Here is a 23,840-nt window from a genome sequence, read left to right on the forward strand (position 1 = left end):
GTGTGAGAGTTCTGCCTGACGCAGTTTGTTGGCACGAAGGGATGCAACTGCTTCCCCAGCACTTCCAGCTCCAGGGACTGCGCGCCGAGGTGCTGTCCGCGCGCCTGGCCCATGCGGCCAACCCCTGGTTCTGGGGGCTCGAACACCTGGATCTGGAGCCTTCCGCCCTGAGCACCGGCGTGGTGCGTATCCTCGCGCTGGAGGCGATCCTGCCCGATGGCTTGCCGGTCAGCCTCAGCCCGGGCGATACCCTGATCTTCGACACAACGACCGCCATCGCCGCCTCCCCCGATGCCAGCATCACCCTCTACCTCGCACTCAGCCCGCTCGCCCGTGGCGGCCAGGTGCTGCCGCTCAAGGGTCGCCTGCAATCCCTGAGCGGGCCGGCCGTGCCGGACCTGGCCAGTGGCGAGAATCCGGAACCCGTTGTCGTCTGGCGTCCGGCCCTGCGGCTGGTGACCGAAGCCCAGCGCGCCGACTCGGTGTGCCTGCCGCTGTTGCGCGTGGGCAAGGACGCCGGTGGCTTCGTCAGCCTGCCTTACGTGGCGCCCACTCCGCGAATCGCACCGGCGTCGATGCTGGGGCAGGCGCTGGTGGCGCTGTGCGCCCATGCGCGGGAGAAATGCGTGTTTCTCGCTGGCCGCCTGCGCCAGGCGCAGCAGGCGGAAAACACCGAGGACAGCCAGGAAATCCGCCGCCAGCTGGCGGCGCTGTGGGCGCGCCTGCCGGAGCTGGAGGCTTCGCTCTACAGCGGTACAGCGAGCCCGGCACAACTGCATGGCCTGCTGTGCGGTATGGCCGGCAGCTGGAGCGTACTCAATCCGCTGGGCGGCGTTCCGGCCTTCCCGACCTTCGATTTCAACGAACTGCTGCGGACTTTCAACCCGGTGATCGAGTGGCTGGAAGTCACCCTTGGCAGGGTGCGCGCGGGCTATCGTAGTCTGGCATTTGAACGGGTCGGCAATGACTTCGTGCTGGCCCTGCCGGACCTGCGATCGCCGGTACAGCGTCTGGTCATCGGCCTGCGCATGCCGCCCGGTTGTGGCGAGGAGCAGGCGCACGAGTGGCTGTCACGCTGCATCGTCGCCTCCGAATCCAGCCTGGCGATACTGGGCAGGCAGCGTATGTCCGGCCTGGAACATCTGCCCATGAGCCGCGCCGAGCAGATCGCCTACAGCGTAGGGGAGGACACCCACCTGTTCGTGGTGCAGGCCGAGGGCGACTGGTTCGATCCCGCCCAGCGCCTGTGCCTGCGCGCCGCCGCGGCAGGCAGTGGCGGTGGCAGTCCATGGCAGGTCGTGCTGTTCATCGTGGACGGCGCCAGCGGCGCCTGAGGCAGGGAAGCGAAGATGCTTGAAGGGAGTCAGGCGATCTATCCGCCGTCGTTCGGCGAGGCACCCCTGAGTGGCGCTTTCCAGGGCGCCTGGCTGGAGTGGCGCAGGCGCTGGGAAGACCTGCGCGAATCCACCGGCGACGACAGCGCGACCCTCGAACGGGTTGCCGACGAAGCTCAGGCGGTAGTGCGTCGCCTGTGGCGCAGCGCCAATGCCAGCGTCGGCGATGCCGCCGGCGATCAGGTCAAAGGCATGGTCTACGCCTTCGTCGCACTGCTCGACGAAAGCCTGCTGTTCGACCCCTGGAATGGCCAGTCCGGGTGGCAGGAACGGCCGCTGGAATCCCGTCTGTATGGCACGCGCAATGCCGGCGAGCGCGTGCCCCAGGCGATTCATCGCCTGCTGGACACCCGCGCACCGGGCACTCGTGATCTTGCCAACGTCTACCTGCAATGCCTGTTGCTGGGCTTCCACGGCAAGCTGCGCGGCCCGAAGGGCGAAGCGCTCCATGAGAAGTGGCGGCATGCGCTGTTCGCCCATGCCTGGCAGCGTGACGCCGAGGTGCCAGCGCTGCTGGAGACCCTGGCGCATCCGGCCGCTGCAGCGCCGCTGCGACTGCCATTGCGGCGCGCCTTGCCCGACGGCCTGCGCCTGACGCTGATGGTTGTCGCCGGCGTCCTTCTGCTCATCGTCCTCGGCCATTGGCTTTGGAGCGACGTTCGCGGTGAACTGGCGCCCCTGCTCGACCTCGCCTGGGCGGCTACATTCCCGGAGCTGGCGGCTTGAGCGGCTGGCTGGCGCTGGCCCTGCTGTTGCTGCTGTTGGTGGCGCTGGCGGTCGCGGGATTCCTCTGGCTGCGCAGCAAGGGCGGCGAAGCGGTACGCGCCTTCTACCTGACCGTGCGGCAGATGGAGCAGGACCACGATGTCGCCGATTGCTACGACGTGTCCTGGTATCTCCTGCTGGGCGACCCGCTGCTGGGCGAGCGCCTGGCTGCAGATTGGAGCCTGGCCCCGGTGAACCGCCCGGCCTGGTTCGGCCGCTGGTGGGCCGATCAGGACGGGGCCGTGCTGGCCGTGCCGCAGACCCTGTTCATGCCGGAAGAGGGTGTGCCGTCGTCACTGCAGCCCTGGCGGCGTCTGCTCGGCCTGCTGCTGCGGATGCGCCCGCGTCGCCCGCTGGATGGCGTGATCTGGGCGGTGCCGGCGGAGCGTCTGCTGGACCCGGCCAGCCTGGCCCAGGAAAGCATCCAGCTGCGTCGACGCTTCAACGACCTGTTGCAGCGGCTGGGGCTTAGCCTGCCGGTCTACGTGGTGGTGACCGGGCTGGAAGAACTCGATGGAATCGCCGAACTGCGCGCGGCGCTGCCTGCCGAGGTTCGCGAGCGACCGCTGGGCTGGGCCTCGCCCTTGCAGGCGGATGCGGCCTGGCAGGGCGAGCACCTGGAGCGCGGCTTCGACCAGGTATTGCAGGCGTTGCAGGCGGCGATACTCGAAGCGGGCGTGCTCAAGGGGCAATTGAGCGAGGAGCTGTATCGCTTCCCGCAGGCGCTGGAGAGTCTGCGCGAAGGTCTGCGCCAGCGACTGGAACCGGTCTTCCAGGGCAATGCGCTGGGTGAAGCACCGCGCTTGCGTGGCCTGTACTTCAGCGGCGCGTACCGCATGGCTCCCAGTGGTGACGACTGGGCGCTCTCGGCGCGGGAGAAGGCACCCGCGCAGTTGCTGTTCACCCAGCATCTCTGGCAATCGCGCCTGCTCGCCGAGCGCGGGTTGGCCCAGGCCGTGCCACGGGTTCTGCGCCTGCGCCAGCGCTCGCAGCGCGTGCTGGGAGCTGTGGCTGGTGTGATTGGCGTCTGCTGGCTACTGGGGATGCTCTGGGTGTGGCACGTGGATTCCCGCGAGGCGCAGGCGCTGGGGCAGCGCATCCTGGCCATGCAGCGTGGGCAGGGCGAAGGCGAGGCGGCCGGCGCATCGCCGGAGGAAGCCGCCCGACAACGCCTGCAGGCCTACTGGGCGCTGCTGCAGGCTGCGCCGCGCTGGCACTTCAGCTCACTGGTGTATCCGAGTTCCTGGTTCTCCGGTTTCGACGAGCACATGGATGAACTACTGCGCGACCTGACCCGCCGGGAAGTGCTGGTGCCCCTGCAGCAGGCGCAGGCCGCTGAGCTGGTCCGGCTGCGCGCCATCCGTAGCAGCGAGCGCCGCGCCAACGTACAGAGCGACAGCCCCGAGCAATGGCCGAACTTCGTCGCTGCCCGCGACCTGGCGCACGGCGTACTGGCCTTCGAGCAGCGCAACCGCTGGTACACCGAGCTGCGTGCCGGCACCTCGAAGAACGCTCTGGAAACCCTCGGCAAACTGGGCGGACAGGCCTACGGCCTGACCCTGGAACCGGGCTCCTTGCGCAATGCAGGCTACCTGCAGTCCGTGCTCGGCCAGGGCATTCCCGATGCTCCGGCGCCAGTCGACCCCGGCCCGCGCGAGGGCCAGTTGGCGCGCAACTTCGACGACCTGATGAACCTCTGGCTCGACCAGTTCTTCCTCGCCGACAACTTCGTGCGCCCGGCCGGCTTCCTGCGGCTGCACCTGAACGAACTCAAGGCACGGCAGGGCAACAGCCTCGAGGAGCTGGAAGAGACCGCGGCGCAGATCGACGCGCTACGCAATATGGTGGCACTGACCAACGCCGCCTGGAGCCACGGCAATGCCCAGGAAATCGTGCCGGGCTTTCGTGCGATGCTCGACGACATACGCCAGTCCTACTTGCTCGGCCCCTCGGCGGAGGCCCGGGTAACCAGCCAGGCCAGCAAGCTGCAGCGGGCCTTCCACGACCAGTGGATCTCCGCCGCCGGTTCCCGTGACAACCTGCTGCAACTGCAGCCCGGAGGTACTCTCGCGTTACAGGAGCATGTGGTGGCGCTGGGCAGCACCATCGATTCGCTGTTGCGCCAGGACTTCGCCGGTACCGCCTTGAGCAAGGGCACGCAGGACATTGATCCGCGCGGCCTGGGCAATCTCGATGCCCACTCGCTGAATGCTGCCCTGGCGTACTACGCCAGCTATCGCAAGTACAGCGAGCAGGAGCAGGCGCGGATTCCGGCCGAGTACCGCGATGCTCTCGCCGAGAGTGCCGCGGCCGCTGCCGCCAGCGCGATGTGGAGCAGCCTGACGCAATCCGTTTCGGCCAGCGGCGCGCCTGCGAAGAACACCTTCGATGTTCCGCTGGAGCAAGCCGAGCAGGTCCGTTCGGCCCTGGAGTCCGTGCAGCGAAGCGACCTGGCGAACGCGCTGGACATTCACCTGACCCGTGGTGCGCTGGCCGACGTCGACGAAGTGTTGAAGTCTATCGATGCGTTGCCACTGTTCCGGGTTCGTTCTGAGCCTTCTGGTTGGGATGGCACACGTAACTTCGGCTTGCAGCTGTATCGCTCGACCGACACCCAGGACCTCAAACGCAATCTCGCCCAGCAGTTCGAGACCATGCTCGCCCTGAGCGAAGAGCATGCGCCGGCGCTGACCTGGCTGCGTGACCGGGGAAACCTCGGCTCCACGGACCAGGACAAGGTGCGGCGCTTTACCGACCTCAGCGATGAGCTGGTCAAGTACAAGGCGCAGAACCCGACCAGTTCGCCGATGCTGCTCGACCAACTGGTGACCCGCGACTTCGTGGAAATGGACGCCGCTAGCTGTGGCAAGATTCTGAGCACTTCCGCGCTCGTGCCGGGACAAGGCGACGTGGCACGTTTCACCCGCGGATTGCACAGCCAGGCGCAGCAGCGTTGCCTGGAACTGCAGCAGAAGGATGCGGCCCAAGCCTGGGCCGCCATCGCCGACTACTTCAACCAGTACCTGGCCAACCGCTTCCCCTTCGCCTACAGCCTGCAGGCGGAGGATGCTGACCCCGCGCGGGTGCAACACCTGGTAGAGCTGCTCGACCAGAATCTGGAGCGGGCCCAGGAAGGCCTCAAGCTGAGCCAATCGATGGATCGGGCCGCTGCCGCGGACTTCCTCCATCGCCTGCAGCTGGCCAGGGCCTGGATGGGGCCGCTGTTCCAGCGCGACAAGGGCGGTTCGCAGGGGGTCGACCTCGATGTGCGCTGGCGCACCGACCGCGAAGCCGAGCGTGGCGCCGACCAGGTGATCGCCTGGACGCTATACGCAGCGGACCGCCCGTTGAGCTTCCCCGGCAGCGACAGCCAGCGTCTGCACTGGAACGTCGGCGAGCCGATGAAGTTGATGCTGCGCTGGGCGAAAGACAGCCCGCAACGGCCGGACATCGATCCGCAACAGGCAAGCATGGCCGTGGCGGACCTGGAAGTGGGCTGGGAATACGGCGGCCCGTGGGCACTGATGCGCCTGCTGCGTTCGCACCTGATCCTGCAGCGCCAGCCCAGCGCCGACTACACCGATTTTCCGCTCGCGCTGCAGGTACCGGTCAGAGCGCCCAACAGCCGCGAACCCGAGGCACGGATGTTCCTGCGCATTTCGTTGATGACCCAGGACGCCAAACAGCCTTTGTCCGTCCAGCCCTTACCTGTACGCGCGCCGCGCACGCCCTTCAGCGGTATCGGCGTGGCGAACCTTGCCGGCGCTCAGGAGTTGCCATGATTTCAGACGAGGCGCTGCAGGCGCTCCTGCAACCTCTGCCGGGCGAGTCGCCGTGCGGAGAGTCGCTGCGCCATGATCCGGTGATGGATCGCCTGCGTGAGCTGCGGCGCGAGGAGGATACCGAGCTGCCGGCTGGCGTTTGGAAAGCTGAGCCTAAGCGTGCTGATTGGCTGGCCCTGACTGCACTGGCCGAAGAGGTACTGAAACAGCGAAGCAAAGACCTGACCATCGCAGGTTATCTAGGTGAGGCCTGGATCGTCACCCACGGCCCAGCAGGTCTCGCCGCAGCACTGAGGTTGCTGGCCGATCTTTGCATTGCATTTCCCGAACAACTGCACCCGCAGGCCACAGATGGCGACCAGGAGTGGCGCGCTGCACCGCTTGCCTGGGTGTCGCGGCGCTACAACGAACTCCTGCTCACCCGCGTCCCGCTGTGCAGCGGCTGGCCGCAAACCACACTGCACGGCTGGCAGGAGCTGCAGAGGCGGCAGGTGCAGGTCAGCGACAATAAAGTCGACAAGGTTGCTGCAGAGAACGCACGCCAGGAGCAGAAACGGCTGAACGAATCGATTCGCAGTGGCGCGGTGAATGGCTGGGCGGCGACGTTGGCCCAGCTGGACAGCGCGGCCGGCCATCTGCGACGTCTGGATGCCTGGTGTGACCTGCAGCTCGGCGATGCAGCACCGAGCCTGCACCAACTCGCAGTGTCCATCGACGCTTTCAGCAACATCATCCAAGGATGCAAAGCCATGGCCCCGCAAGAGTTCGTACCCAGCGCATCATCGGAAGCGCCTTCCGAGCCGGAGCCGGCTCCTTTGGTTGCTTCCGGATCGCTTCCCGCCGGCGGTGCTCCGCAGAACCGTGAAGAAGCCTACCGACAGCTCACCGCCATCGCCGAGTACCTCGCGCGCACCGAACCGCACAGCCCGGTGCCCTATATCATTCGTAGGGCGGTGGAGTGGGGCGGCATGCCGCTAAGCGCATTGATGGACGAGTTGGTCCATGCCGACGCGGAGGCTCGCAGGGTGTGGGTCATGTTGGGGGTGCTGCGTTAGGCCCTGAGGCGGTTTTGACCTTAGTAGATGTGCAATGCGCAACATGCTGTTTGCTAGCGGCCGCAGGATTTGATTGTTCGCTGATTACGTCAGTTACCGACCCATTGCTGCCGCTCAGCGGGTGATTTCCGGGTATCGCCAGGGATCGCTGGGCGAGTTGCTCGGCGTACCGAGTTCCAGTCGCCAATAGCCCACGTCGTGCCACTGGCCCAGCTTGAAACCGACCTGCGGGAGGGTGCCGATGTGCCGGAATCCCAGCCATTCATGCCGGCCAACGCTTCCGGCGTTGGGCAGCGCGATGCCGGCATAGGCAGCGTTGAATCCCTGCTTGGCAAGAATGGGAAGCCGCGCTGCGTTGAGACTGCGACCCACTCCAGCACGACGCTGCTCACCCTCTGCTATGTAGACGGTCACATCTACTGTCCATCGGCATGCGGCGCGCGCCCTGTGCTGGCTGGCGTAGGCGTAGCCAACCAGGCGTCCAGCGCGCTCTGCAACAAGGTACGGGTAGTTCTGCAGCGTCGTGACGATGCGCTGCCGCATCTTCTCGATTGTCGGCGGTATCTCCTCGAAGGAGATTGCCGTATTCGCCACTATGGGGGAGTAGATGAGTTGGATTGCCGGCGCGTCTTCAGGGCGTACTTGTCTGATTTCGATGGGCATGGCGACCTCAGATCGAGCGCTGAGTCACGCGGGCGGAAAGCTGCTAGGCGCTCTCCTTGCGCTCCGAATAACGATCCACCAGGAAGTCCTGGCGATCGCGCAGCAGCAGGGTGAACTTCACCAGTTCCTCCATCACGTCCACCACATCTGATTTGGCTGAGCTACCCACGAGTTACTTGCTCCTTCACTTAGACATCTCAGGCGTCATCTTCTGAGCCCCTAGGCTCGGATGAGAGACCGCCATCTTAGATGGGCGTCAATCGCTCCAAGACGGCAAGCGGCTGATGGTGGAAACCCTAACTATTTCCACCACACGTCGGCAAAGTGACGAGTAACGCGGATAAGGTGAACGTACGCGAGATTGTGCCTTCTACCGCTGCACACAGAGGAGTTTAGGCATGGAAACGCTAAGAGGCCCGCTCACGAAAAACGTCACATACGTGCTCATCCTCGATGATGATTCGACTCTGGCGAGAGTTCTGGGTCTAGCCATGGAAGACTATGGAGTCCCCGCGATCGTTCTTGGAAATGCCGATGACGGGCTCGACTGGATCAATGCTAATCCTGGCCAACTGGCCCTCTTGCTTACTGACGTCTCAATGCCTGGAGAAATCGACGGCGTAGAACTCGCGCGTCAAATTGCAGAAAGATTCCCAGACATCCCTATCATCATCATGTCCGGCGGCTCTTGGAGCAGAGACTTCCCAACGTATAGATTTCTCGACAAGCCATTTGATCTCACGGCGCTCATGACCACTGTAGAAGAGGCTCTAGCGCCTCAACACTGAGCGAACAGCTCGCGTGCGCGTGACAACGCCGATGGATCTGCCGAGCAGTTATCGGCAGTCAGTGCGGTCAGCGAAGGGTAGGGAGATCAGTGTCTGTCGCGTTCTCGACCCTTGGTCGAATAACCGAACCATTGAGAGCTATTCAGCGGTATCAGGAGGATAGTGGGTTATCCCCTGAAATTGTGAGGCTCCCATGAACGAACGTGCATTCCCCGGTTACGACACGTGGAGCCTAGCCAAGATGAATGGCGACCACGCATTAGCCTTTATCGCAGTGCAGGACCAGTATGAGGGCTCGACGCCGAGTTTTCACTTGGTCTATGGGTTGTCCTGCTTTGGTGTGATGTCCCAAGCGTTTGCCGCAGCAGAAAAAGCTCTGGCAAAGATCACGCGCATCAATCGCCACGGCGAGCCGGTATTCAGCTCGCCAGATTGCTGACGCAACCTACCAATAGCTCCGCTTAGGGGCATACAGTCGCAAGCTGTCTTCCCTGCCCGCAGGTCCCCGCGGGCTTTTAGTTCCCGCCCTAAGAGAGCTTTCACTTAGGAGACCGGCATGACCGATACTACTGTCTCGGCGCTGCTTTATCGCCTCAATGAGAACATCAACGCCATCGGTGCAGCAGCAGAGGAGTTGGCAATCTGGATCGAGCAACGCGGTTCCACCGAAACAGCCTTGGCGGCTAAAAGCCATCTCGATGTGCTGGTTAGCAATGCTGACCTGATCGCGAATGGATTGGCGGAATTGATTGCGAGGGAGGCGAAGACCAAGAGCGATGTGCGGGCTTGGCGGTGCAGGTCGAGGACTTGCAAACCGGCTGGGATCTGGTGATGCCGAATGGTTTGAGGAGTAGCGGTCACACGGTAAAAGCCGCATCTTCCGATGCGGTTTTTTTCAAAAACATCAGGCGGCTGAATTTTTCGCCTTGCCAATCGTCCACTCGCTCCGTTTGTATGGCTCCTTACGGCCATGCCTACCGGCGGGAATTTCTTGGATTTCTCCGCCTTTGGAAAGGAACGCTGCGATTTTCTTCTCCAGATCCGAGCGCGCAGTTTCTAACATTGAATAAGACATCATGTCACCTCAGGCGATGAGCCACCAGGTTGGTGACTAGCATTCACTATACGCATATCTCGTGCTCATCCCCGACCGTCTGCCAGATATCTGCATATTTTTTTAAATTGCCTATCTATTCCTTGCAGAACCTGTATGGTGAGTCTCCTGCCTGCTCGGTTTAGCGGCACCGATTGATGTTTTGTCTTCTGGATTCTCCATCTTTGCGGCCCCTCTTCACTTCGCATCCAGTCATGTCTCGCATATCGCATGGCATGATCATTATTTGGAGATTCATCATGACTACTCGTCAAACTGGTATCGTTAAATGGTTCAACGCTGAGAAAGGTTTCGGTTTCATAACCCCCGAAAACGGCGCAGATGTTTTTGTTCACTTTCGCGCGATCGAAAGCAGCGGATACAAAACGCTTGATGACGGTCAGCAGGTCAGCTTTTACGTGACCAACGGGCCCAAAGGTCCTCAGGCTGATCAAGTGCAAGCAATGTAATCTGCGCAAATAAAAAGCCCCGCAAATGCGGGGTTTTTTTTTCCAATGCCCCGTCCTGAATAAGGTTTACACCTTTCCCCTTATTGCAGCATTGACTCGCGGACTCTTATACGAAGGTTCGTCGCCGACATCAATCGCACCGGCCTGGGTGGCCACGGCTGTGGCGACGGCAACGGTCGGATTCATGCTGTCGATCATGGCGCTGGGAATGAGGATGGTGGTTCCGCGCTCCTTGGTGGTCTCGTAGATGATGTTCATTGCGCGCAACTGCAAGGCAGTAGGCTGACCGGCATAGATAGTGGCCGCTTCCACGAAACGTCCGGCGATTTCCGCCTCTGCGGAGCCTAGGATGATTCGCGCCTGCTTCTCGCGTTCGGCCTGCGCCTGGCGTGACATGGCGTCCTGCAATGCTACCGGGATGGCCACGTCGCGGATCTCCACCGAGCCGACGGTGACACCCCATTCCTGAGTCTTTTCACCAATCTCGCGGCACAACTGCTGATCGGAGCTGCGTCGATCGGATAGCAGCGCGGCCAGCATCGACGAGCCGATCATTTCCCGCAGAGAGGTCTGTGCTACCCGGTCGATGGCCTGCCGGTAGTCGGTGATCGCCAGTGCCGCTTTGCGGGCGTCGTGCACGTGCCAGAAGATGATGGCGTCGACGTTCACCGGCACTGTATCGCGGGTCAGTGCCTGCTCGGCATTGAATGCCGTGGTCTGGATTCGCTCGTCGATCACAGCGACGACGCTGTCCAGGACCGGAATGATCATGAACAGTCCGGGCCCGCACACGCCTTGCAGGTTGCCTGCGCGCAACACGACGAATTTCTGCCAGGTATTGGCCATCTTGAGGGACAGCGAGACGACCAGTGCGCACACCAGCACAACGATGCCCACAACCGTGTGGCCAAAGTAGATGAGGACGGCCCCCATGGCTGTCAGAACCATGACAATGAAGAGGGTGATGGGGTTCATAGTGTCCTCCTGCATTCAAGTGCAACGCTCATTTGAAGATTGCGCCTGAGGCGTTCGTCTGTCTGTGCGCTAGACCACTGGAGCGGTCCGTTGGGAAGGTCCCCGCGAGCACTGCCGGTCTTTGTGATGGGCTAAGCGCGCTTGCGCACCGACGCCAGGAGCTGCGACCTGCCATGGTTGCATTCCGTCGACAGCGAGCTGGCCTGGTGTTTCGGTACGTCCTGGCGACCAGCAGTGATCGGCTCACCAGAGGTCGCCATGAAAAGACAACCGGGAACAGTTCCGGACAGCCCATCGCCAGCCGGTGGTGGTGTCAGGCCCACACTGCCGGGCGGTGAATATGGCTCTCCCGCCGAGCGATATTCATTTCGAGATCGCGACAAGAAACAGCCGACGCTGCCTCCATCGGTTAACCCGGCCGAAGCACCATCACAGGCTCCGCACCAGTCTCCGGTCGATCCCTCGGAGGAGTAGTCCCCACCGAACGTGCGATGGCGCACGGACGGCTATCAGGCCTGGCTGGCGAATCAGGTCATCGAGTGCCGCAAGCCGCAGCAGGAGAAATCATCATGCTGGAAACCGTTGTTGTTTGTTTGCTCATCCTCTGGGCGCTCGGGATGTTCACCGCCTACACCCTGGGCGGCTTCATTCATGTTCTGTTGATCGCGGCAGTAGCAATAGTGGTGATGCGTATGCTCCAGGGACGACGGCCATCCTGACGCTGTTGTCCGTCCGCTGCCCGGAGTCGGCCGCTGCGTCGTCATGTGCCAACTCAGACCAGGCTGATGTCCATGTGCGCACCGACTCCGGGTGCTCTTTCGATGATGTCGAAGGCGCGCAGGGTTTCGCGCGCCGAGCGGGTCTCGGCAAGCAGAACAACATTTCCTGGCAGGAGGGTGTACCCGAAGGGATGGTCGTCCTGGCTGACGTTCGCCGACGCGCCGATTGCCGCGCCCGCCAGCCCTCCCACGACAGCACCCCAGCCCAGCATTTCGAATAGCGGCGAGCCGCCGAAGAGGCCTGCTCCGGCGTTCGTCATGGCGAATGCGAACAGCGCACTGACCAGCAGGCCGAACAGCGTCCCGACGGCAACGCCCTTGATGACCTGCCTGAAGGGGCGCCGCTTCGCGCGCAGGCGCCCGGAGGGCACCAGTTCATGGTTGTCGAATATGCGCACTCGGTCCAGACGAATGCCCAACCCCAACAGGTCCTGTTTTGCGCAATCGGCCTGTGATCGTCGGTTGAACACACCTGAGACCTGATGGCAGTAGCGGGTCATGGTTGCTCTCCTGGCATGCGACCTTTCGAACCAGTTTCCAGCATCCGCGAAGCCAAGGCGTCGGTCCGTCTGTTACCGCACGTACCGGTGCCCGTTATTGGATGACCAGCGCAAGTGGGCTACCGCACCGACAACCTGGTGAAAGGTTGTCATTGTCGCTCCCTCCACACTCTGCATGGTGCAGGAGTGGCAAGCGCGGCGAGGCGACCATGAACCAGACAGGCAAGCAAGCCCCCCATGGCGGGGCCGCTGATCCCAAGGGGAAGACTCATCCGCCCGGCAGGCGCAGCGAAGCGCCGCGTCTGCCGGGCTCAGATAACGACGCCAATCCGAAGACCAGAGCGGAAGTGGTACTCCAGCAATCGCTGGAGGTCGATTCTGCTGGAAATCCCATCCATCGACCGGAGAAGGGCACGAAGCCCAGCCGCGCCGGAGCTGTTCATGAGCAGTGATGCGCCATCGACGGATGACTACAGAGCGCGCAGTGTGGCGGCGGGTCTCCGGCGCCAATGGCGGCATGCGGTGATTCTCTGCAAGAGGGCATGGCGTCAGCTGTCCATGACGACACACTCCGTGCCGCAGGTCAATCGCCGGATCAGGGTGAAAGAAACGCCGGTGGTTCGGCGCAAGCCGCGTCGTTGATCGTGCAACTGCCGGTTCCGATGGAGGTCACCAGAGCCGAGCATCAAACGGCCCTTACCTTAAGTGCGCAACCGCACCGACGTCGTAGTCCTGGTCTGCGAAGGTTGCAGTCAGACATGCCCCACGGCTTGCGGTGATACAGGCAGCTTCTTCAGGACTCGCCGGGTACCGACAGAGGGGGCTTTCTCTGTACGTGCCCCCCTGACGCTCGTGTCGACCGGCCAGGTTTCCGCTGCACTTCCGGAGCAATGCCATGATGTCGCTCCATTTCCGGGCCTTGCGCCGCGACCGATCAAAGCCTCCCTGGGACAGTCTGGCACCGGTTCGAGAAGAACTCTTCGGCATCGAACGGCTCGAACAGCACGCGCAGAGCCTGGCCCTGGCACAACAAGTGACGGATACGCCAAAGCGTGTACTGCCGTTGCATGTGCGCCTGGATGACAACTCCCGTGTCCTGCTGGCTGCCTACCGGGCTAGCGCTGTCGAGTTGGAAAGGGGCAATGGTGTGGTACCGGCTGCCGAGTGGCTACTGGACAATTACCACATTGTCGAAGAGCAAATCCGCGAGGTCCGCGACGACCTGCCGCCTGGCTACTACCGGCAGTTGCCCAAGCTGGCCGATGGGCCGTTCGCCGGCTACCCGCGAGTCTTCGGGCTGGCCTGGGCCTTCGTGGCGCACACCGACAGCCACCTCGATGTTGAACTGCTGCAGCGCTACATCCATGCCTACCAGCGGGTCCAGCCGCTGACTATTGGCGAGCTGTGGGCGGTAGCGATTACCCTGCGCATCGTCCTGATCGAGAACCTGCGGCGCTTGGCCGAGCAGATCAGTGCCGGGCGCATAGCCCGTGCCGATGCCGATGCCCTGGCCGAGCGTCTACTCTCGCCAGGGCACGCTCGTTCGGCACTGGAGGCGGATATCGCCGCGCGCTCGACCGGTCCGCTTTCCGAGGTGTTCTCGGCCCAACTGGCCAAACGCATGCGCGACCAGGACCCGCGCACGACACCGACACTGGGTTGGCTCGAAGACCGCCTGCACGAACAGGGTGTCAGCGTCGAGGCGGCGGTCCAGCATGCGCAGCAGCGCCTGGGCGCCTCCAATGTCACTGTGCGCAATGTGATCACTAGCATGCGCCTGATCTCCGATATCGACTGGGCACAGCTGTTCGAGAATGTCAGTCTGGTCGACGCGCGGCTGCGCGACGGCAGCAACTTCGCTGCCATGGACTTTCCCACTCGTAACCTCTATCGCAGCGCCATCGAACAGTTGGCGCGCGGCTCGTGTCTGGACGAGCTCCAGGTGGTCGATCACGCCCTGGAGGCTTGCCGTCAGGCCGTTGCCGAACATCCGGACGGCGAAGACTCCCGCCGTGAATTCGATCCCGGATTTCATCTGATTGCTGAAGGTCGCCCGACGCTGGAGCGCGCCATCTGCTTCAGCCCGACGCTGCACCTGCGCCTGAATCGCTTCAGCGTGCGCCTGGGCATGGGCGGCTACATCGGTGCCATCGGCCTGCTCAGCCTGGTGCTGCTGGGATTCGTATCGCATCTGCTGAATCAGCCTGCGTTCTCCTGGGGTTGGATGCTGGCCTTCCTGGCCTGCCTTTTCGTTCCGGTGACCGAAGTGGCCACGGCACTCATCAACCGCTTGGTGACCTGGAGCTTTGGCGCGATCACGCTGCCTGCGCTGGAACTCCTGGCCGGCGTGCCACGGGCGTTGCGCACCGTGGTGGCGGTGCCGACCTTGCTGACCACCGAGGCCGATCTGCTGGAGCAGATCGAGCGGCTGGAGGTCCACCATCTGGCGGGTATCGGCGGTGACCTGACTTTCGTGCTGATTCTCGATGGCGTCGACGCGCCACAGGAGGTCCTGCCCAGTGATGCACCGCTGCTCGATGCTGCGGCTGCGGCCATCGACCGCCTGAATCAGCATTACGGCCCAGGGCCCGGCGGCCAGCGCTTCTTCGTGCTGTTTCGCAGGCGCTGCTTCAACTCTGCCGAGGGCTGTTGGATGGGCTGGGAGCGCAAGCGCGGAAAATTGCATGAACTGAATCGGCTGTTGCGCGGCGCCACCGATACCAGCTTCGTGGCGATTGCCGGAGAGCCGCCGCGAGTGCCGAGCGAGGTACGCTTGGTCATCACCCTCGACGCCGATACCCGCCTGCCCCGCGAGGCGGCTCTGCGCCTTATCGGCAAGATGGGCCACCCGCTTAACCAGCCGCGCTTCGATGCCTTGCAGCAGCGAGTGATCAACGGCCACGCGGTACTCCAGCCGCGGGTGACGCCATCGCTGCCGATGGGCGGGGAGGGGTCGTTGTACCAGCGCGTCTTTTCCGGCCCGGCAGGGATGGACCCCTACGCGGCGGCGGTGTCGGACGTTTATCAGGATCTGTTCGGCGAAGGCTCCTTCACCGGCAAGGGGATCTATGACGTCGATGCCTTCGAGCGCGCGATGGCCGGTCGGGTCGCGGACAATCGACTGCTCAGCCATGATCTGTTCGAAGGCATCTTCGCCCGCGCAGGGCTGGTGTCGGATGTCGAGGTCGTTGAAGAGTCGCCGTCGCGCTTCGATGTGGCGAGCAGGCGCATGCATCGCTGGACCCGCGGCGACTGGCAGCTATTGCCGTGGATGCTCGGCCACTGGCGCGGGCCGCAGGCGATGCCGTTGATCGGCCGCTGCAAGATGCTCGACAATCTGCGACGATCGCTGGTCGCGCCCTTCGCCCTGTCCGGCCTTCTGCTCTGCTGGTGGTTGCCATTGCCCCAGGCGCTGCTGGCCGCGATGTTGGTCATTCTGACCCAGGCGATCCCCCCGTTACTGCCGATCTACTGCGCATTGCTGCCAGCGCGCTCGGGTGTTCGAATACGCAGCCACTTCGCCATGCTCGGTGCCGACTTCCGTCGTGCGTTGCTGCAGATCCTGCTGTCGCTGGCCTTTCTGGCAAACGATGCCTGGAGCATGGTCGATGCCATCTTGCGCACGCTTTGGCGGATGTACGTCAGCCAGCGCAACCTGCTGGAGTGGACCACCGCCGCACAGTCCTCACGCAAGCCGCGCCCCGGCTGGCTCGGCAGCTATCGGCAGATGGCCGGCGGGACGGCCCTCGCCGCATCGGCCGGCATCACCGGGTTGGTATTGCATCCGGCGAACTGGTTGCTGATCCTGCCATTGACCCTGCTCTGGTTAGGCGCGCCTCTGCTCGCGTTCTACAGCAGCAGGCCCACGCAGCCGGCGCGCCGTTCAGGCCTGGAAGAGGATGACGCAACTGCACTGCGCCTGGGCGCACGGCGGACCTGGCGCTTCTTCGAGACCTTCGTCACACCGGCGGACAATCTGCTGCCGCCGGACAACTTCCAGGAGCAGCCCAGGCCTGTGCTGGCTCACCGCACTTCACCTACCAATATTGGCCTTTACCTGCTGTCCGCGGTGGCCGCCCGCGATTTCGGTTGGGCCGGCGGCCTGCAGACGCTGGAGCGCCTCGAAGGCACCCTGGCGGTGCTGGAGAAGCTGCCGCGCAGCCACGGCCATTTCTTCAACTGGTACGGAACCCACGACCTGCGTGCCCTCGAACCGAGGTACCTGTCCTCGGTGGACAGCGGCAACCTGGCTGGGCACCTGATCGTGCTGGCCAACGCGTGCGAGGAGTGGCGCGCCAGCCCGCTGGTGGTGGAAGCGCGCCAGGGCCTGCTCGACACCCTGCATCTGGCACGGCAAGCCGTCGCAAGGCTTCCGCTGGTAGAAGATGTCGCGTTGCTGCAGGTGAAGGAGGACGTGCGGGTGATTCACCGGGCCCTCACCGGCCCACAATCGCTCGACGCCTTGCTGCCCGCCCTCGGGCACCGCGCGGAAAAGGCCGTGCGTTGCGTCGCGGGCCTCGCGCCGGCTGGCGAGGAGGGCGACGACCTGTCGTTCTGGTTCGACGCACTGCGCAGGGCCTTTGCCGAGCACAGCCGAGACCGACGGCATGGCCATGAAAAGACAGTGGACCGTCGCCTTCAGGCCCTGGCCGATACGGCACGGCGGTTGGCACTGGAGATGGATTTCGGTTTCCTGCTCAACCAGGAGCGCCAGCTGCTGTCCATCGGCTATTGCGTGGACAACAACTGCCTGGACCCGAGTTGCTACGACCTGCTGGCCTCCGAGGCACGCCTGGCCAGCCTGTTCGCCATCGCCAAGGGCGACCTGCCGACCCGCCACTGGTTCCGCCTGGGCCGCACGGCCACGCCGGTGCCCGGTGGCTCGGCGCTGATCTCCTGGTCCGGCTCAATGTTCGAGTACCTGATGCCCTCGCTGGTCATGCGGGCGCCGGCCGGCAGCCTGCTGGAACAGACCAACCGCCTTGTCGTGGCGCGGCAGCAGGCCTATGGCGCCGCGCTGGGCATCCCCTGGGGAATCTCCGAATCGGCCTACAACGCCCGCGATCTGGAATTCACCTACCAGTATTCGAACTTCGGCGTGCCGGGTCTTGGTCTCAAGCGCGGGTTGGCCGAGAACGTTGTCATAGCTCCCTATGCCACGGCGCTGGCGACCATGGTCGATGCGCAAGGGGCGCAGCGCAATTTCGATCACTTGACGGCCGTCGGTGCGCTCGGCCGCTATGGCTTCTACGAGGCTCTGGACTTCACCCGCTCACGCCTGCAGGATGGGGAAAGCGCCGCCATCGTCCGCAGTTTCATGGCCCACCACCAGGGCATGAGCATCGTCGCCATCGCCAATACCCTGCAGCACGGGCGCATGCGCTGCCGCCTGCATCGCGAGCCGATGATCCAGGCCAGCGAACTGCTGTTGCAGGAGCGCGTCCCGCGCGACGTGGCGCTGGGGCATCCCCGCGCCGAGGAAATTACGGTAGCGCCCAGTGACACCATTGCCGATGCGTCCACGTTGCGCCGAGTCGATGCAATGCTCGATGGGCCGCCGATCACTCATCTGCTGTCCAACGGCCGCTACGCATTGATGCTGACTGCCAGCGGTGGCGGCTACAGCCGCTGGGGCGATATCGCAGTGACGCGCTGGCGCGAGGATGCTACCTGCGACGACTGGGGCAGTTTCATCTTCCTGCGCGACCTGCAGAGCGGCGCACTGTGGTCGACCACGGCGCAGCCTGGCGGACAACCGGTGGAGAATGGCGAGGTACTGTTCGACGAGGACCACGCCGAGTTCATCCAGCGCGACGCCTCGCTGCTGACCAACCTGGAGGTACTGGTGTCCGGGGAGGACGACGGCGAGGTGCGGCGGGTGTCGCTGACCAATCATGGTCGCCGTGCCTGCGAAATCGAACTGACTTCCTATGCCGAAGTGGTGCTGGCAACGCCGGCAGCCGATGCCGCGCATCCGGTGTTCTCGCGGATGTTCGTACAGACAGAATACCTTGCCGAGTTCGGCGCCCTGATCGCCACGCGGCGCCTGCGCTCGCCGGACGATCCATCGATATGGGCGGCCCATTTCGCAGTGGTCGAGGGCGAGGTGATCGGCGAGACGCAGTATGAGTCCGACCGCGCTCGCTTCCTCGGCCGCGGCCGAACCCTGCGGGAGGCGCAGGCAGTTCTGAGCCACCGTGCCCTGGGCAACTCCCAGGGCAGCGTGCTCGATCCGATCTTCTCCCTTCGCCAGCGCCTGCGGGTGGCGCCGGGCAAGGTTGCACGGGTCGCATTCTGGACACTGGTAGCCAGTACCCGGGACGCCTTGCTTGACCTGATCGACAAGCATCACGAACGCAACGCCTTCGAACGCGCCAAGACCCTAGCCTGGACCCAGGCCCAGGTGGAATTGCGCGACCTGGGGATCGATGCGGAGGAGGCCGCCGATTTCCAGCGCCTGGCGGCGCCGATTCTCTATGCGGATTATCGCTGGCGGGCACCGCAGGAAGCCCTCCGGCGCGGGGCGGGGCGCCAGTCCGGGCTCTGGCCGCTGGCGATTTCCGGAGATTTACCGATCGTGCTGTTGCGCATCGACGAAGTCGACGATCTGTCGCTGCTGCGGCAACTCCTGCGTGCTCGCGAGTACTGGCGGATGAAGGGCCTGGACGTCGACCTAGTGATCGTCAACGAACGAGCCTCGTCCTATGTCCAGGATCTGCAGACAGCTATCGAAACGGCCGTACGCAGCAGCCCCTCGCGTCAACGCAGGGAGGGCGAGGCCTTACGGGGTGCCGTGTACACTTTGCGTGCCGACCTGATGACCGTGGAGGCAAGGGCACTGCTGAACGCCGTGGCGCGGGTCAACCTGCTGGCGCGCCGCGGCTCCATCGCTGCCCACCTGGAGCGCCTGCCGCTGGCCCAGCCGCGGCCGTCTGCCGCCCTGCACTCACCGGTGGCCTTGCCGCTGGTGCCCGCGACCGAGGGAGCGAGCAGTGATGAGCCGCTGGAGTTTTTCAACGGCCTGGGCGGCTTCGCGCTGGGCGGGCGCGAGTACCACATCGCTCTAAACAATGGCCACATGACCCCGGCGCCGTGGATCAATGTGATCGCCAATCCAGCGTTCGGCTTCCAGGTCTCGGCGGAAGGCAGCGGCTACACCTGGGCCGGCAACAGTCGGGACAATCAGCTTAGCCCCTGGTCCAACGACCCGGTCATCGATCCTGCAGGTGAGGCTTTCTACCTGCGCGACGAAGAAAGTCTGGCAGTCTGGGGCGTTACCGCCCAGCCGATCCGCGACGCAGGCTTGTACCGCGCCGCCCATGGTTTCGGCTACAGCCGGTTCAGCCACACGGCTCACGGTATCGAGGCGCAGCTGCTGCAGTACGTGCCGCTGGAAGACCCGCTGAAGATATCGCGGCTGACACTGCGCAATACCTCCGGCCGGCCGCGCCGGCTATCGGTGACAGCTTACGTGGAATGGGTACTGGGTACCGCGCGCGGAGCCTGTGCCCCTTTCATCCTGACGGGGGTGGATGTCGACAGCGGCGCGCTACTGGCACGTAACCCATGGAGCATCGCTTATTCCGAGCGGCTGGCTTTCGCAGACCTGGGCGGGCGGCAGAGCAGCTGGACCGCCGATCGCAGCGAATTCATCGGTCCTGCCGGTAGCCTGTCGGCTCCTCGGGCGCTGCTCGGCACCACGGCGTTGTCGGGCGCCAGCGGCGCTGGCTTCGATCCTTGCGCTGCCCTGCAATGCATCGTCGAGCTGGGCGTCGGCGAGTCCGTGGAAGTGCTGGCGTTGCTGGGGCAGGCCGGATCGAACGAGGATGTTAGTCGACTCGTGCTGCGTTACCGCAGTCTTGATCTCGATGCAGTGTTGGCCGACGTGACCCGGTATTGGGAACAACGGCTTGGCGCGGTTCAGGTCCGCACGCCCGATCGCGCCATGGACTTGATGCTCAATGGCTGGCTGCTCTACCAGACCCTGTCGTGCCGCATCCATTCCCGATCGGCGTTCTACCAGGCCAGCGGTGCTTATGGTTTCCGTGACCAGTTGCAGGATGCTCTGGCGTTGTCGTTCGCCTGCCCAGAGCTGACCCGCCACCACCTGCTGCGGGCCGCCGGGCGCCAGTTCGTCGAGGGCGATGTGCAGCACTGGTGGCTGGAACAGACGGGGCAGGGAGTGCGCACGCGAATCTCCGATGACCGGGTCTGGTTGGCCTATGCCTGTGCCAGCTACATCGAGTCATCCGCAGACCTTGCGGTGCTCGACGAAATGCTGCCTTTCCTCGAAGGGCCACAGCTGAATCCTGGCGAGAGCGATACGTTTTTCCAGCCGATGCTTGCGGAGGAGAGCGCCTCGCTGTTCGAACACTGCGCTCGGGGCCTGGACCGGTGCCTGGAGATGACCGGCGCCCACGGCCTGCCACTGATGGGGAGCGGAGACTGGAACGACGGAATGAACCGTGTGGGCGTCGGTGGCCAGGGCGAAAGTGTGTGGCTCGGCTGGTTGCTGTTGCATACCCTGGAGCGCTTCGCTGCCCTGGCCGAGGGGCGGGATGAGGTACGGTCCGTGCGCTGGCGAAAACATTCGGCGGCGCTGCAACTGGCCTTGGAGGAGCATGGTTGGGACGGCCAGTGGTATCGCCGGGCGACCTTCGACGACGGCACCTGGCTCGGTTCGGCGGCCAGCGACGAATGCCGGATCGATTCCATTGCCCAGTCCTGGGCAGTGCTCTGCGGCGGTGCGAATCCCGAGCGTACAGCCACTGCCATGGCGTCGCTGGAGCGCTGGTTGATCCGTCAGGATGAGGGGTTGGCCTTGCTGTTCACTCCCCCCTTCGATCAATCAGCACATGATCCCGGGTACATCAAAGGCTACCCGCCGGGCCTGCGCGAGAACGGCGGGCAATACAGTCATGCGGCGATGTGGAGCATCCTGGCGTTTGCCCGTCTCGGTCAGGGCGACAAGGCGGCCAGGCTGTTCTCCCTGCTCAACCCGATCAACCACACGCGCACGGCGGCAGAGGTTGAGTGCTACAGGATCGAACCCTATGTCGTCGCCGCCGATGTCTATTCCATTGCCCCCCATGTCGGGCGTGGTGGCTGGAGCTGGTATACCGGCTCCGCTGGCTGGATGTACCGAGCGGGGGTGGAGGGAATCCTGGGGCTCCGGCGCGAGGGTGCAAGTCTGGTCATCGATCCGTGTATCCCGCTGGACTGGCCGGGGTTCGACGCCAGCGTAACGGTGGATGGTTGCCATTACAGCATCGTCCTGACCTCGGCCGGGAAGCACTGCCGCGGCATCCAGCGCGCGCTTCTGAATGGCTGTTCACTGGTCTGCGGCGAAAGCCCTGTGCGGGTGCCGCTGGCGGTTGGCGAGCATCGCCTCGAGCTGTTCCTGTAAACGCGTGTCACCCCGCCGTATGGCCTGGACGACGGGGAACGTAGGGTAGCAAGCGGTCGGTTTCCGCCTTCACCACCGCGTAGCACTCGCAACTCAATGCCTCCAGGCGCGGGCGGTCCAGCACGGTGATCCGCCCCCGGCTGTACTCGATCACACCTTGCTTCTGCAGTTTGCCGGCCGCTTCGGTGACGCCCTCTCGCCGCACACCGAGCATGTTGGCGATGAGCTCCTGGGTCATGATCAGCTGGTTGCCGGGCAGGCGGTCGAGGGACAGCAGCAGCCAGCGGCAGAGTTGCTGGTCGATGGAGTGATGGCGGTTGCAGACAGCCGTCTGGGCCATCTGAGTGATCAATGCCTGGGTATAGCGGAGCAACAACTGGAGCATGTCGCCGTGGCGGCCGAACTCGTCCTTCATTCGTTGCCCTGCGAGCCGGTAAACGCTGCCGGCGCTTTGCACGATAGCGCGGCTGGGGGTGCTCTCGCCGCCCATGAAGACGGCTATACCGACCAGCCCCTCGTTACCGACCACGGATATCTCGGCCGATGCACCACTTTCCATCACGTACAAAAGCGAAACGATGGAGTCGGTGGGGAAGAACACGTAACGCATCGCATCACCGGGTTCGTAGATCACCTTGCCCAGTTCCAGACGTTGCAGCTCCAGATGGGGGAAGAGGCGCTCCTGAACCTCTCGGGGGAGTGCGGCCAGTAAATGGTTCTGCGCGGGGGAGGGAGTTTCTCGCATGGCGGCCTCCTCACGGGGCGTATCGCGACTACTCGAGCATACAGTTTCAGGCCTTTACCGGTGGTGCAACGTTCCCTATCGCACAGACCGGGCTTCCGCTGGCGCGCAGTCTGGAGCTTGCGGCGGCGGATGCTGATCTGGCGCTTTGTAAGACCAAGTCATCGCATCTTTTCAGGGATTTTCCATGAACATTGAAGATGGCGATTCCTTCAGTATGTACGAGGGCCATAACGGCGTAGCCGCCGATGACCATTCCTGTCTCGGCCCCCAATTGCTGAGCGCAGATACGCTCATCGAGAGTGACATCTGCAACTTCGAGGACGAAGGTCTTGGCGGCCTCAAGAAAATTATGCTGTATTCGCAAAGTAGGTAAGTTGCCTGCGCCGGGCTGTCGTTCGGCGGATTCCTGGAGATGGGAGAAAAACAGTTTGCAATTCCATGGAGTCTCTTGAGGCTGGATACGGTGAACAAGCGCTTCGTGCTTGATGTTGACCAAGACCGCCTCAGCAGCGCACCGAGGTTCGACTAGGATGATTGGCCGGACATGCAGGGCCCGACATGGGGCGGGATATACATGCTTTATATGAAGCCCGGCCGATTGAGCTGTCATTCCCCAACAATCTCGAAGTATCGACGAGGAATCTCGGGCGAGTTGCCCGGATCACCACGATCCAGTCGCCAATAGCCGACGTCGTGCCATTGGCCCAGATTGAAACCGACTTACTGGAAGGTGCCGATGTGCCGGAAGCCCAGCCGCTCATGCAAACCGACGCAATCCGCGTTGGGCAGCGCGATGTCGACAGAGGCAGCGTTGAATCGCTGCTTGGCGAGTATGTGAAGTAGCTTGCTGTAGAGGTCGCGGCTAACCTCCGCGCGTCGCTCGCTCTCCGCAATTATAGACAGTGACATCCACTTCCGAGCGGTGTGTTGCTCGGGCCCTGTACTGGCTGGCGCAAGCTTAGCCAACCAGACGCCCATCGCGCTCCGCGACAAGGTAGGGTAGGTCTGCTGTGGCGTGACGACGCGCTCCCGTATCTCCTCGCCGCTCGGCGGCAGCTCCTCTGGGGGTCGCCGTGCCGGTCACAACCGGAGCACAGATGGCCTGGATAGCCGCAGCGTCCTCGGGGCCGGCGTCTCTGATTTCGATTCTCATGGCGGCCTCAGATTGGGCGCTGACTCAGGTGGGCGGAAAGTTGCTAGGCGCTCTCCATGCGTTCCGAATAACGATCCGCCAGGAAGCCCTGGCTATTACGCAGCAGGGTGAACTTCACCAGTTTTTCCATGACGTCCACCACGCTATCGTAGTAAGCCGACGGTTTCGCACCCCCGCGTCGTCGAACTCCAGGTAGGCCTTGGGTACCGAGGTTTGGTTGGGAATGGTGAGCTTTTCGCTCGACGACGGACCCAAACTGGAATGGAAACAGG

General features: G+C 63.6%; 18 protein-coding genes and 2 pseudogenes. 12 read left to right on the plus strand and 8 right to left on the minus strand.

The features are described from left to right. Nucleotides 1-2: 2 nt before the first annotated feature. From tssK to tssA, 4 genes are read left to right on the plus strand one after another with little or no spacing between them, the layout of a single operon-like run. A complete protein-coding gene (gene tssK / locus IB274_RS07380; RefSeq protein ID WP_192431361.1) occupies nt 3-1,334 on the plus strand; it encodes a type VI secretion system baseplate subunit TssK in 1,332 nt (443 codons plus the stop codon). Nucleotides 1,335-1,349: 15 nt separating this feature from the next. Then, entirely contained in the window at nt 1,350-2,120 is a 771-nt protein-coding gene (locus tag IB274_RS07385) for a DotU family type IV/VI secretion system protein (protein WP_192431362.1), read from the plus strand. Then, on the plus strand, nt 2,117-5,941 hold the full coding sequence (locus tag IB274_RS07390) for a type VI secretion protein IcmF/TssM N-terminal domain-containing protein (protein ID WP_192431363.1): 3,825 nt from the start codon (nt 2,117-2,119) through the stop codon (nt 5,939-5,941). Before IB274_RS07385 ends, IB274_RS07390 begins: the two co-directional genes overlap by 4 nt. After that, nucleotides 5,938-6,996, plus strand: coding sequence for a type VI secretion system protein TssA (tssA, locus tag IB274_RS07395; RefSeq protein WP_192431364.1), 1,059 nt, complete (start codon nt 5,938-5,940; stop codon nt 6,994-6,996). The genes IB274_RS07390 and tssA overlap by 4 nt, the downstream gene beginning before the upstream one ends. 114 nt (nt 6,997-7,110) lie before the next feature. Here the strand turns inward: tssA and IB274_RS07400 are convergent, their stop codons facing one another. Both IB274_RS07400 and IB274_RS07405 read right to left on the minus strand, forming a co-directional pair. Next, entirely contained in the window at nt 7,111-7,659 is a 549-nt protein-coding gene (locus IB274_RS07400) for an arsinothricin resistance N-acetyltransferase ArsN1 family B (protein ID WP_192431365.1), read from the minus strand. Nucleotides 7,660-7,702: 43 nt separating this feature from the next. After that, nucleotides 7,703-7,804, minus strand: a pseudogene (locus IB274_RS07405) (arsenical resistance protein ArsH); the annotation flags it as partial. Between the two features lie 253 nt (nt 7,805-8,057). Between IB274_RS07405 and IB274_RS07410 the strand changes: the two are divergent. From IB274_RS07410 to IB274_RS07420, 3 genes are all read left to right on the plus strand, one after another. Continuing rightward, on the plus strand, nt 8,058-8,447 hold the full coding sequence (locus tag IB274_RS07410) for a response regulator (protein ID WP_192223700.1): 390 nt from the start codon (nt 8,058-8,060) through the stop codon (nt 8,445-8,447). A 193-nt stretch (nt 8,448-8,640) separates the two neighbouring features. Beyond that, nucleotides 8,641-8,886: a hypothetical protein gene (locus IB274_RS07415; RefSeq protein ID WP_192209981.1), complete on the plus strand. Its 246-nt coding sequence runs from the start codon at nt 8,641-8,643 to the stop codon at nt 8,884-8,886. A 117-nt stretch (nt 8,887-9,003) separates the two neighbouring features. Continuing rightward, on the plus strand, nt 9,004-9,279 hold the full coding sequence (locus tag IB274_RS07420; protein WP_192209982.1) for a hypothetical protein: 276 nt from the start codon (nt 9,004-9,006) through the stop codon (nt 9,277-9,279). Nucleotides 9,280-9,351: 72 nt separating this feature from the next. Here the strand turns inward: IB274_RS07420 and IB274_RS30080 are convergent, their stop codons facing one another. Continuing rightward, the gene (locus tag IB274_RS30080; RefSeq protein WP_412548112.1) at nt 9,352-9,525 is read right to left on the minus strand and encodes a hypothetical protein; all 174 of its coding nucleotides are present in this window, start codon (nt 9,523-9,525) and stop codon (nt 9,352-9,354) included. 275 nt (nt 9,526-9,800) lie between these two features. Here IB274_RS30080 and IB274_RS07425 point away from each other — a divergent pair, with 275 nt between their 5' ends. Then, entirely contained in the window at nt 9,801-10,010 is a 210-nt protein-coding gene (locus IB274_RS07425; RefSeq protein ID WP_192209983.1) for a cold-shock protein, read from the plus strand. A gap of 66 nt (nt 10,011-10,076) precedes the next feature. Here IB274_RS07425 and IB274_RS07430 read toward each other — a convergent pair whose 3' ends face one another. Beyond that, a complete protein-coding gene (locus IB274_RS07430) occupies nt 10,077-10,985 on the minus strand; it encodes a slipin family protein (RefSeq protein WP_192209984.1) in 909 nt (302 codons plus the stop codon). Nucleotides 10,986-11,554: 569 nt separating this feature from the next. On the opposite strand from IB274_RS07430, the gene IB274_RS07435 reads away from it, so the two are divergent. Then, the gene (locus tag IB274_RS07435) at nt 11,555-11,704 is read left to right on the plus strand and encodes a lmo0937 family membrane protein (protein WP_192209985.1); all 150 of its coding nucleotides are present in this window, start codon (nt 11,555-11,557) and stop codon (nt 11,702-11,704) included. 53 nt (nt 11,705-11,757) lie between these two features. Here the strand turns inward: IB274_RS07435 and IB274_RS07440 are convergent, their stop codons facing one another. Then, entirely contained in the window at nt 11,758-12,264 is a 507-nt protein-coding gene (locus IB274_RS07440; protein WP_192209986.1) for a hypothetical protein, read from the minus strand. Nucleotides 12,265-12,473: 209 nt separating this feature from the next. Here IB274_RS07440 and IB274_RS07445 point away from each other — a divergent pair, with 209 nt between their 5' ends. Beyond that, nucleotides 12,474-12,716: a hypothetical protein gene (locus IB274_RS07445; RefSeq protein ID WP_192209987.1), complete on the plus strand. Its 243-nt coding sequence runs from the start codon at nt 12,474-12,476 to the stop codon at nt 12,714-12,716. A 443-nt stretch (nt 12,717-13,159) separates the two neighbouring features. Further along, nucleotides 13,160-21,670 carry a GH36-type glycosyl hydrolase domain-containing protein gene (locus tag IB274_RS07450; protein ID WP_225614711.1) on the plus strand — a complete coding sequence of 2,837 codons (8,511 nt, stop codon included), beginning with the start codon at nt 13,160-13,162 and terminating at the stop codon, nt 21,668-21,670. A gap of 7 nt (nt 21,671-21,677) precedes the next feature. On the opposite strand, the gene IB274_RS07455 is transcribed toward IB274_RS07450, so the two are convergent. After that, entirely contained in the window at nt 21,678-22,415 is a 738-nt protein-coding gene (locus tag IB274_RS07455) for a Crp/Fnr family transcriptional regulator (RefSeq protein WP_192209988.1), read from the minus strand. 46 nt (nt 22,416-22,461) lie between these two features. Continuing rightward, on the minus strand, nt 22,462-22,911 hold the full coding sequence (locus tag IB274_RS30085) for a hypothetical protein (protein WP_412548411.1): 450 nt from the start codon (nt 22,909-22,911) through the stop codon (nt 22,462-22,464). A 62-nt stretch (nt 22,912-22,973) separates the two neighbouring features. Here IB274_RS30085 and IB274_RS07465 point away from each other — a divergent pair, with 62 nt between their 5' ends. After that, on the plus strand, nt 22,974-23,258 hold the full coding sequence (locus IB274_RS07465; protein ID WP_192290374.1) for a hypothetical protein: 285 nt from the start codon (nt 22,974-22,976) through the stop codon (nt 23,256-23,258). Between the two features lie 353 nt (nt 23,259-23,611). Here the strand turns inward: IB274_RS07465 and IB274_RS07470 are convergent. Then, nucleotides 23,612-23,796: pseudogene (locus IB274_RS07470) on the minus strand (arsenical resistance protein ArsH); the annotation flags it as partial. Between the last annotated feature and the right edge of the window lie 44 nt (nt 23,797-23,840).

Origin of the sequence: Pseudomonas sp. PDM18 (genome assembly GCF_014852585.1) — a bacterium.
In the GTDB taxonomy this organism is placed as follows: domain Bacteria; phylum Pseudomonadota; class Gammaproteobacteria; order Pseudomonadales; family Pseudomonadaceae; genus Pseudomonas.

Excerpts from the sequence above, each read along its gene's own strand:
- IB274_RS07385 (WP_192431362.1), top strand. The coding sequence starts at position 1,350 with ATGCTTGAAGGGAGTCAGGCGATCTATCCGCCGTCGTTCGGCGAGGCA.
- tssA (WP_192431364.1), top strand. The coding sequence starts at position 5,938 with ATGATTTCAGACGAGGCGCTGCAGGCGCTCCTGCAACCTCTGCCGGGC.
- IB274_RS07400 (WP_192431365.1), bottom strand. The coding sequence starts at position 7,659 with ATGCCCATCGAAATCAGACAAGTACGCCCTGAAGACGCGCCGGCAATC.
- IB274_RS07410 (WP_192223700.1), top strand. The coding sequence starts at position 8,058 with ATGGAAACGCTAAGAGGCCCGCTCACGAAAAACGTCACATACGTGCTC.
- IB274_RS07415 (WP_192209981.1), top strand. The coding sequence starts at position 8,641 with ATGAACGAACGTGCATTCCCCGGTTACGACACGTGGAGCCTAGCCAAG.
- IB274_RS07420 (WP_192209982.1), top strand. The coding sequence starts at position 9,004 with ATGACCGATACTACTGTCTCGGCGCTGCTTTATCGCCTCAATGAGAAC.
- IB274_RS30080 (WP_412548112.1), bottom strand. The coding sequence starts at position 9,525 with ATGATGTCTTATTCAATGTTAGAAACTGCGCGCTCGGATCTGGAGAAG.
- IB274_RS07425 (WP_192209983.1), top strand. The coding sequence starts at position 9,801 with ATGACTACTCGTCAAACTGGTATCGTTAAATGGTTCAACGCTGAGAAA.
- IB274_RS07430 (WP_192209984.1), bottom strand. The coding sequence starts at position 10,985 with ATGAACCCCATCACCCTCTTCATTGTCATGGTTCTGACAGCCATGGGG.
- IB274_RS07435 (WP_192209985.1), top strand. The coding sequence starts at position 11,555 with ATGCTGGAAACCGTTGTTGTTTGTTTGCTCATCCTCTGGGCGCTCGGG.
- IB274_RS07440 (WP_192209986.1), bottom strand. The coding sequence starts at position 12,264 with ATGACCCGCTACTGCCATCAGGTCTCAGGTGTGTTCAACCGACGATCA.
- IB274_RS07445 (WP_192209987.1), top strand. The coding sequence starts at position 12,474 with ATGAACCAGACAGGCAAGCAAGCCCCCCATGGCGGGGCCGCTGATCCC.
- IB274_RS07450 (WP_225614711.1), top strand. The coding sequence starts at position 13,160 with ATGATGTCGCTCCATTTCCGGGCCTTGCGCCGCGACCGATCAAAGCCT.
- IB274_RS07455 (WP_192209988.1), bottom strand. The coding sequence starts at position 22,415 with ATGCGAGAAACTCCCTCCCCCGCGCAGAACCATTTACTGGCCGCACTC.
- IB274_RS07465 (WP_192290374.1), top strand. The coding sequence starts at position 22,974 with ATGGGGCGGGATATACATGCTTTATATGAAGCCCGGCCGATTGAGCTG.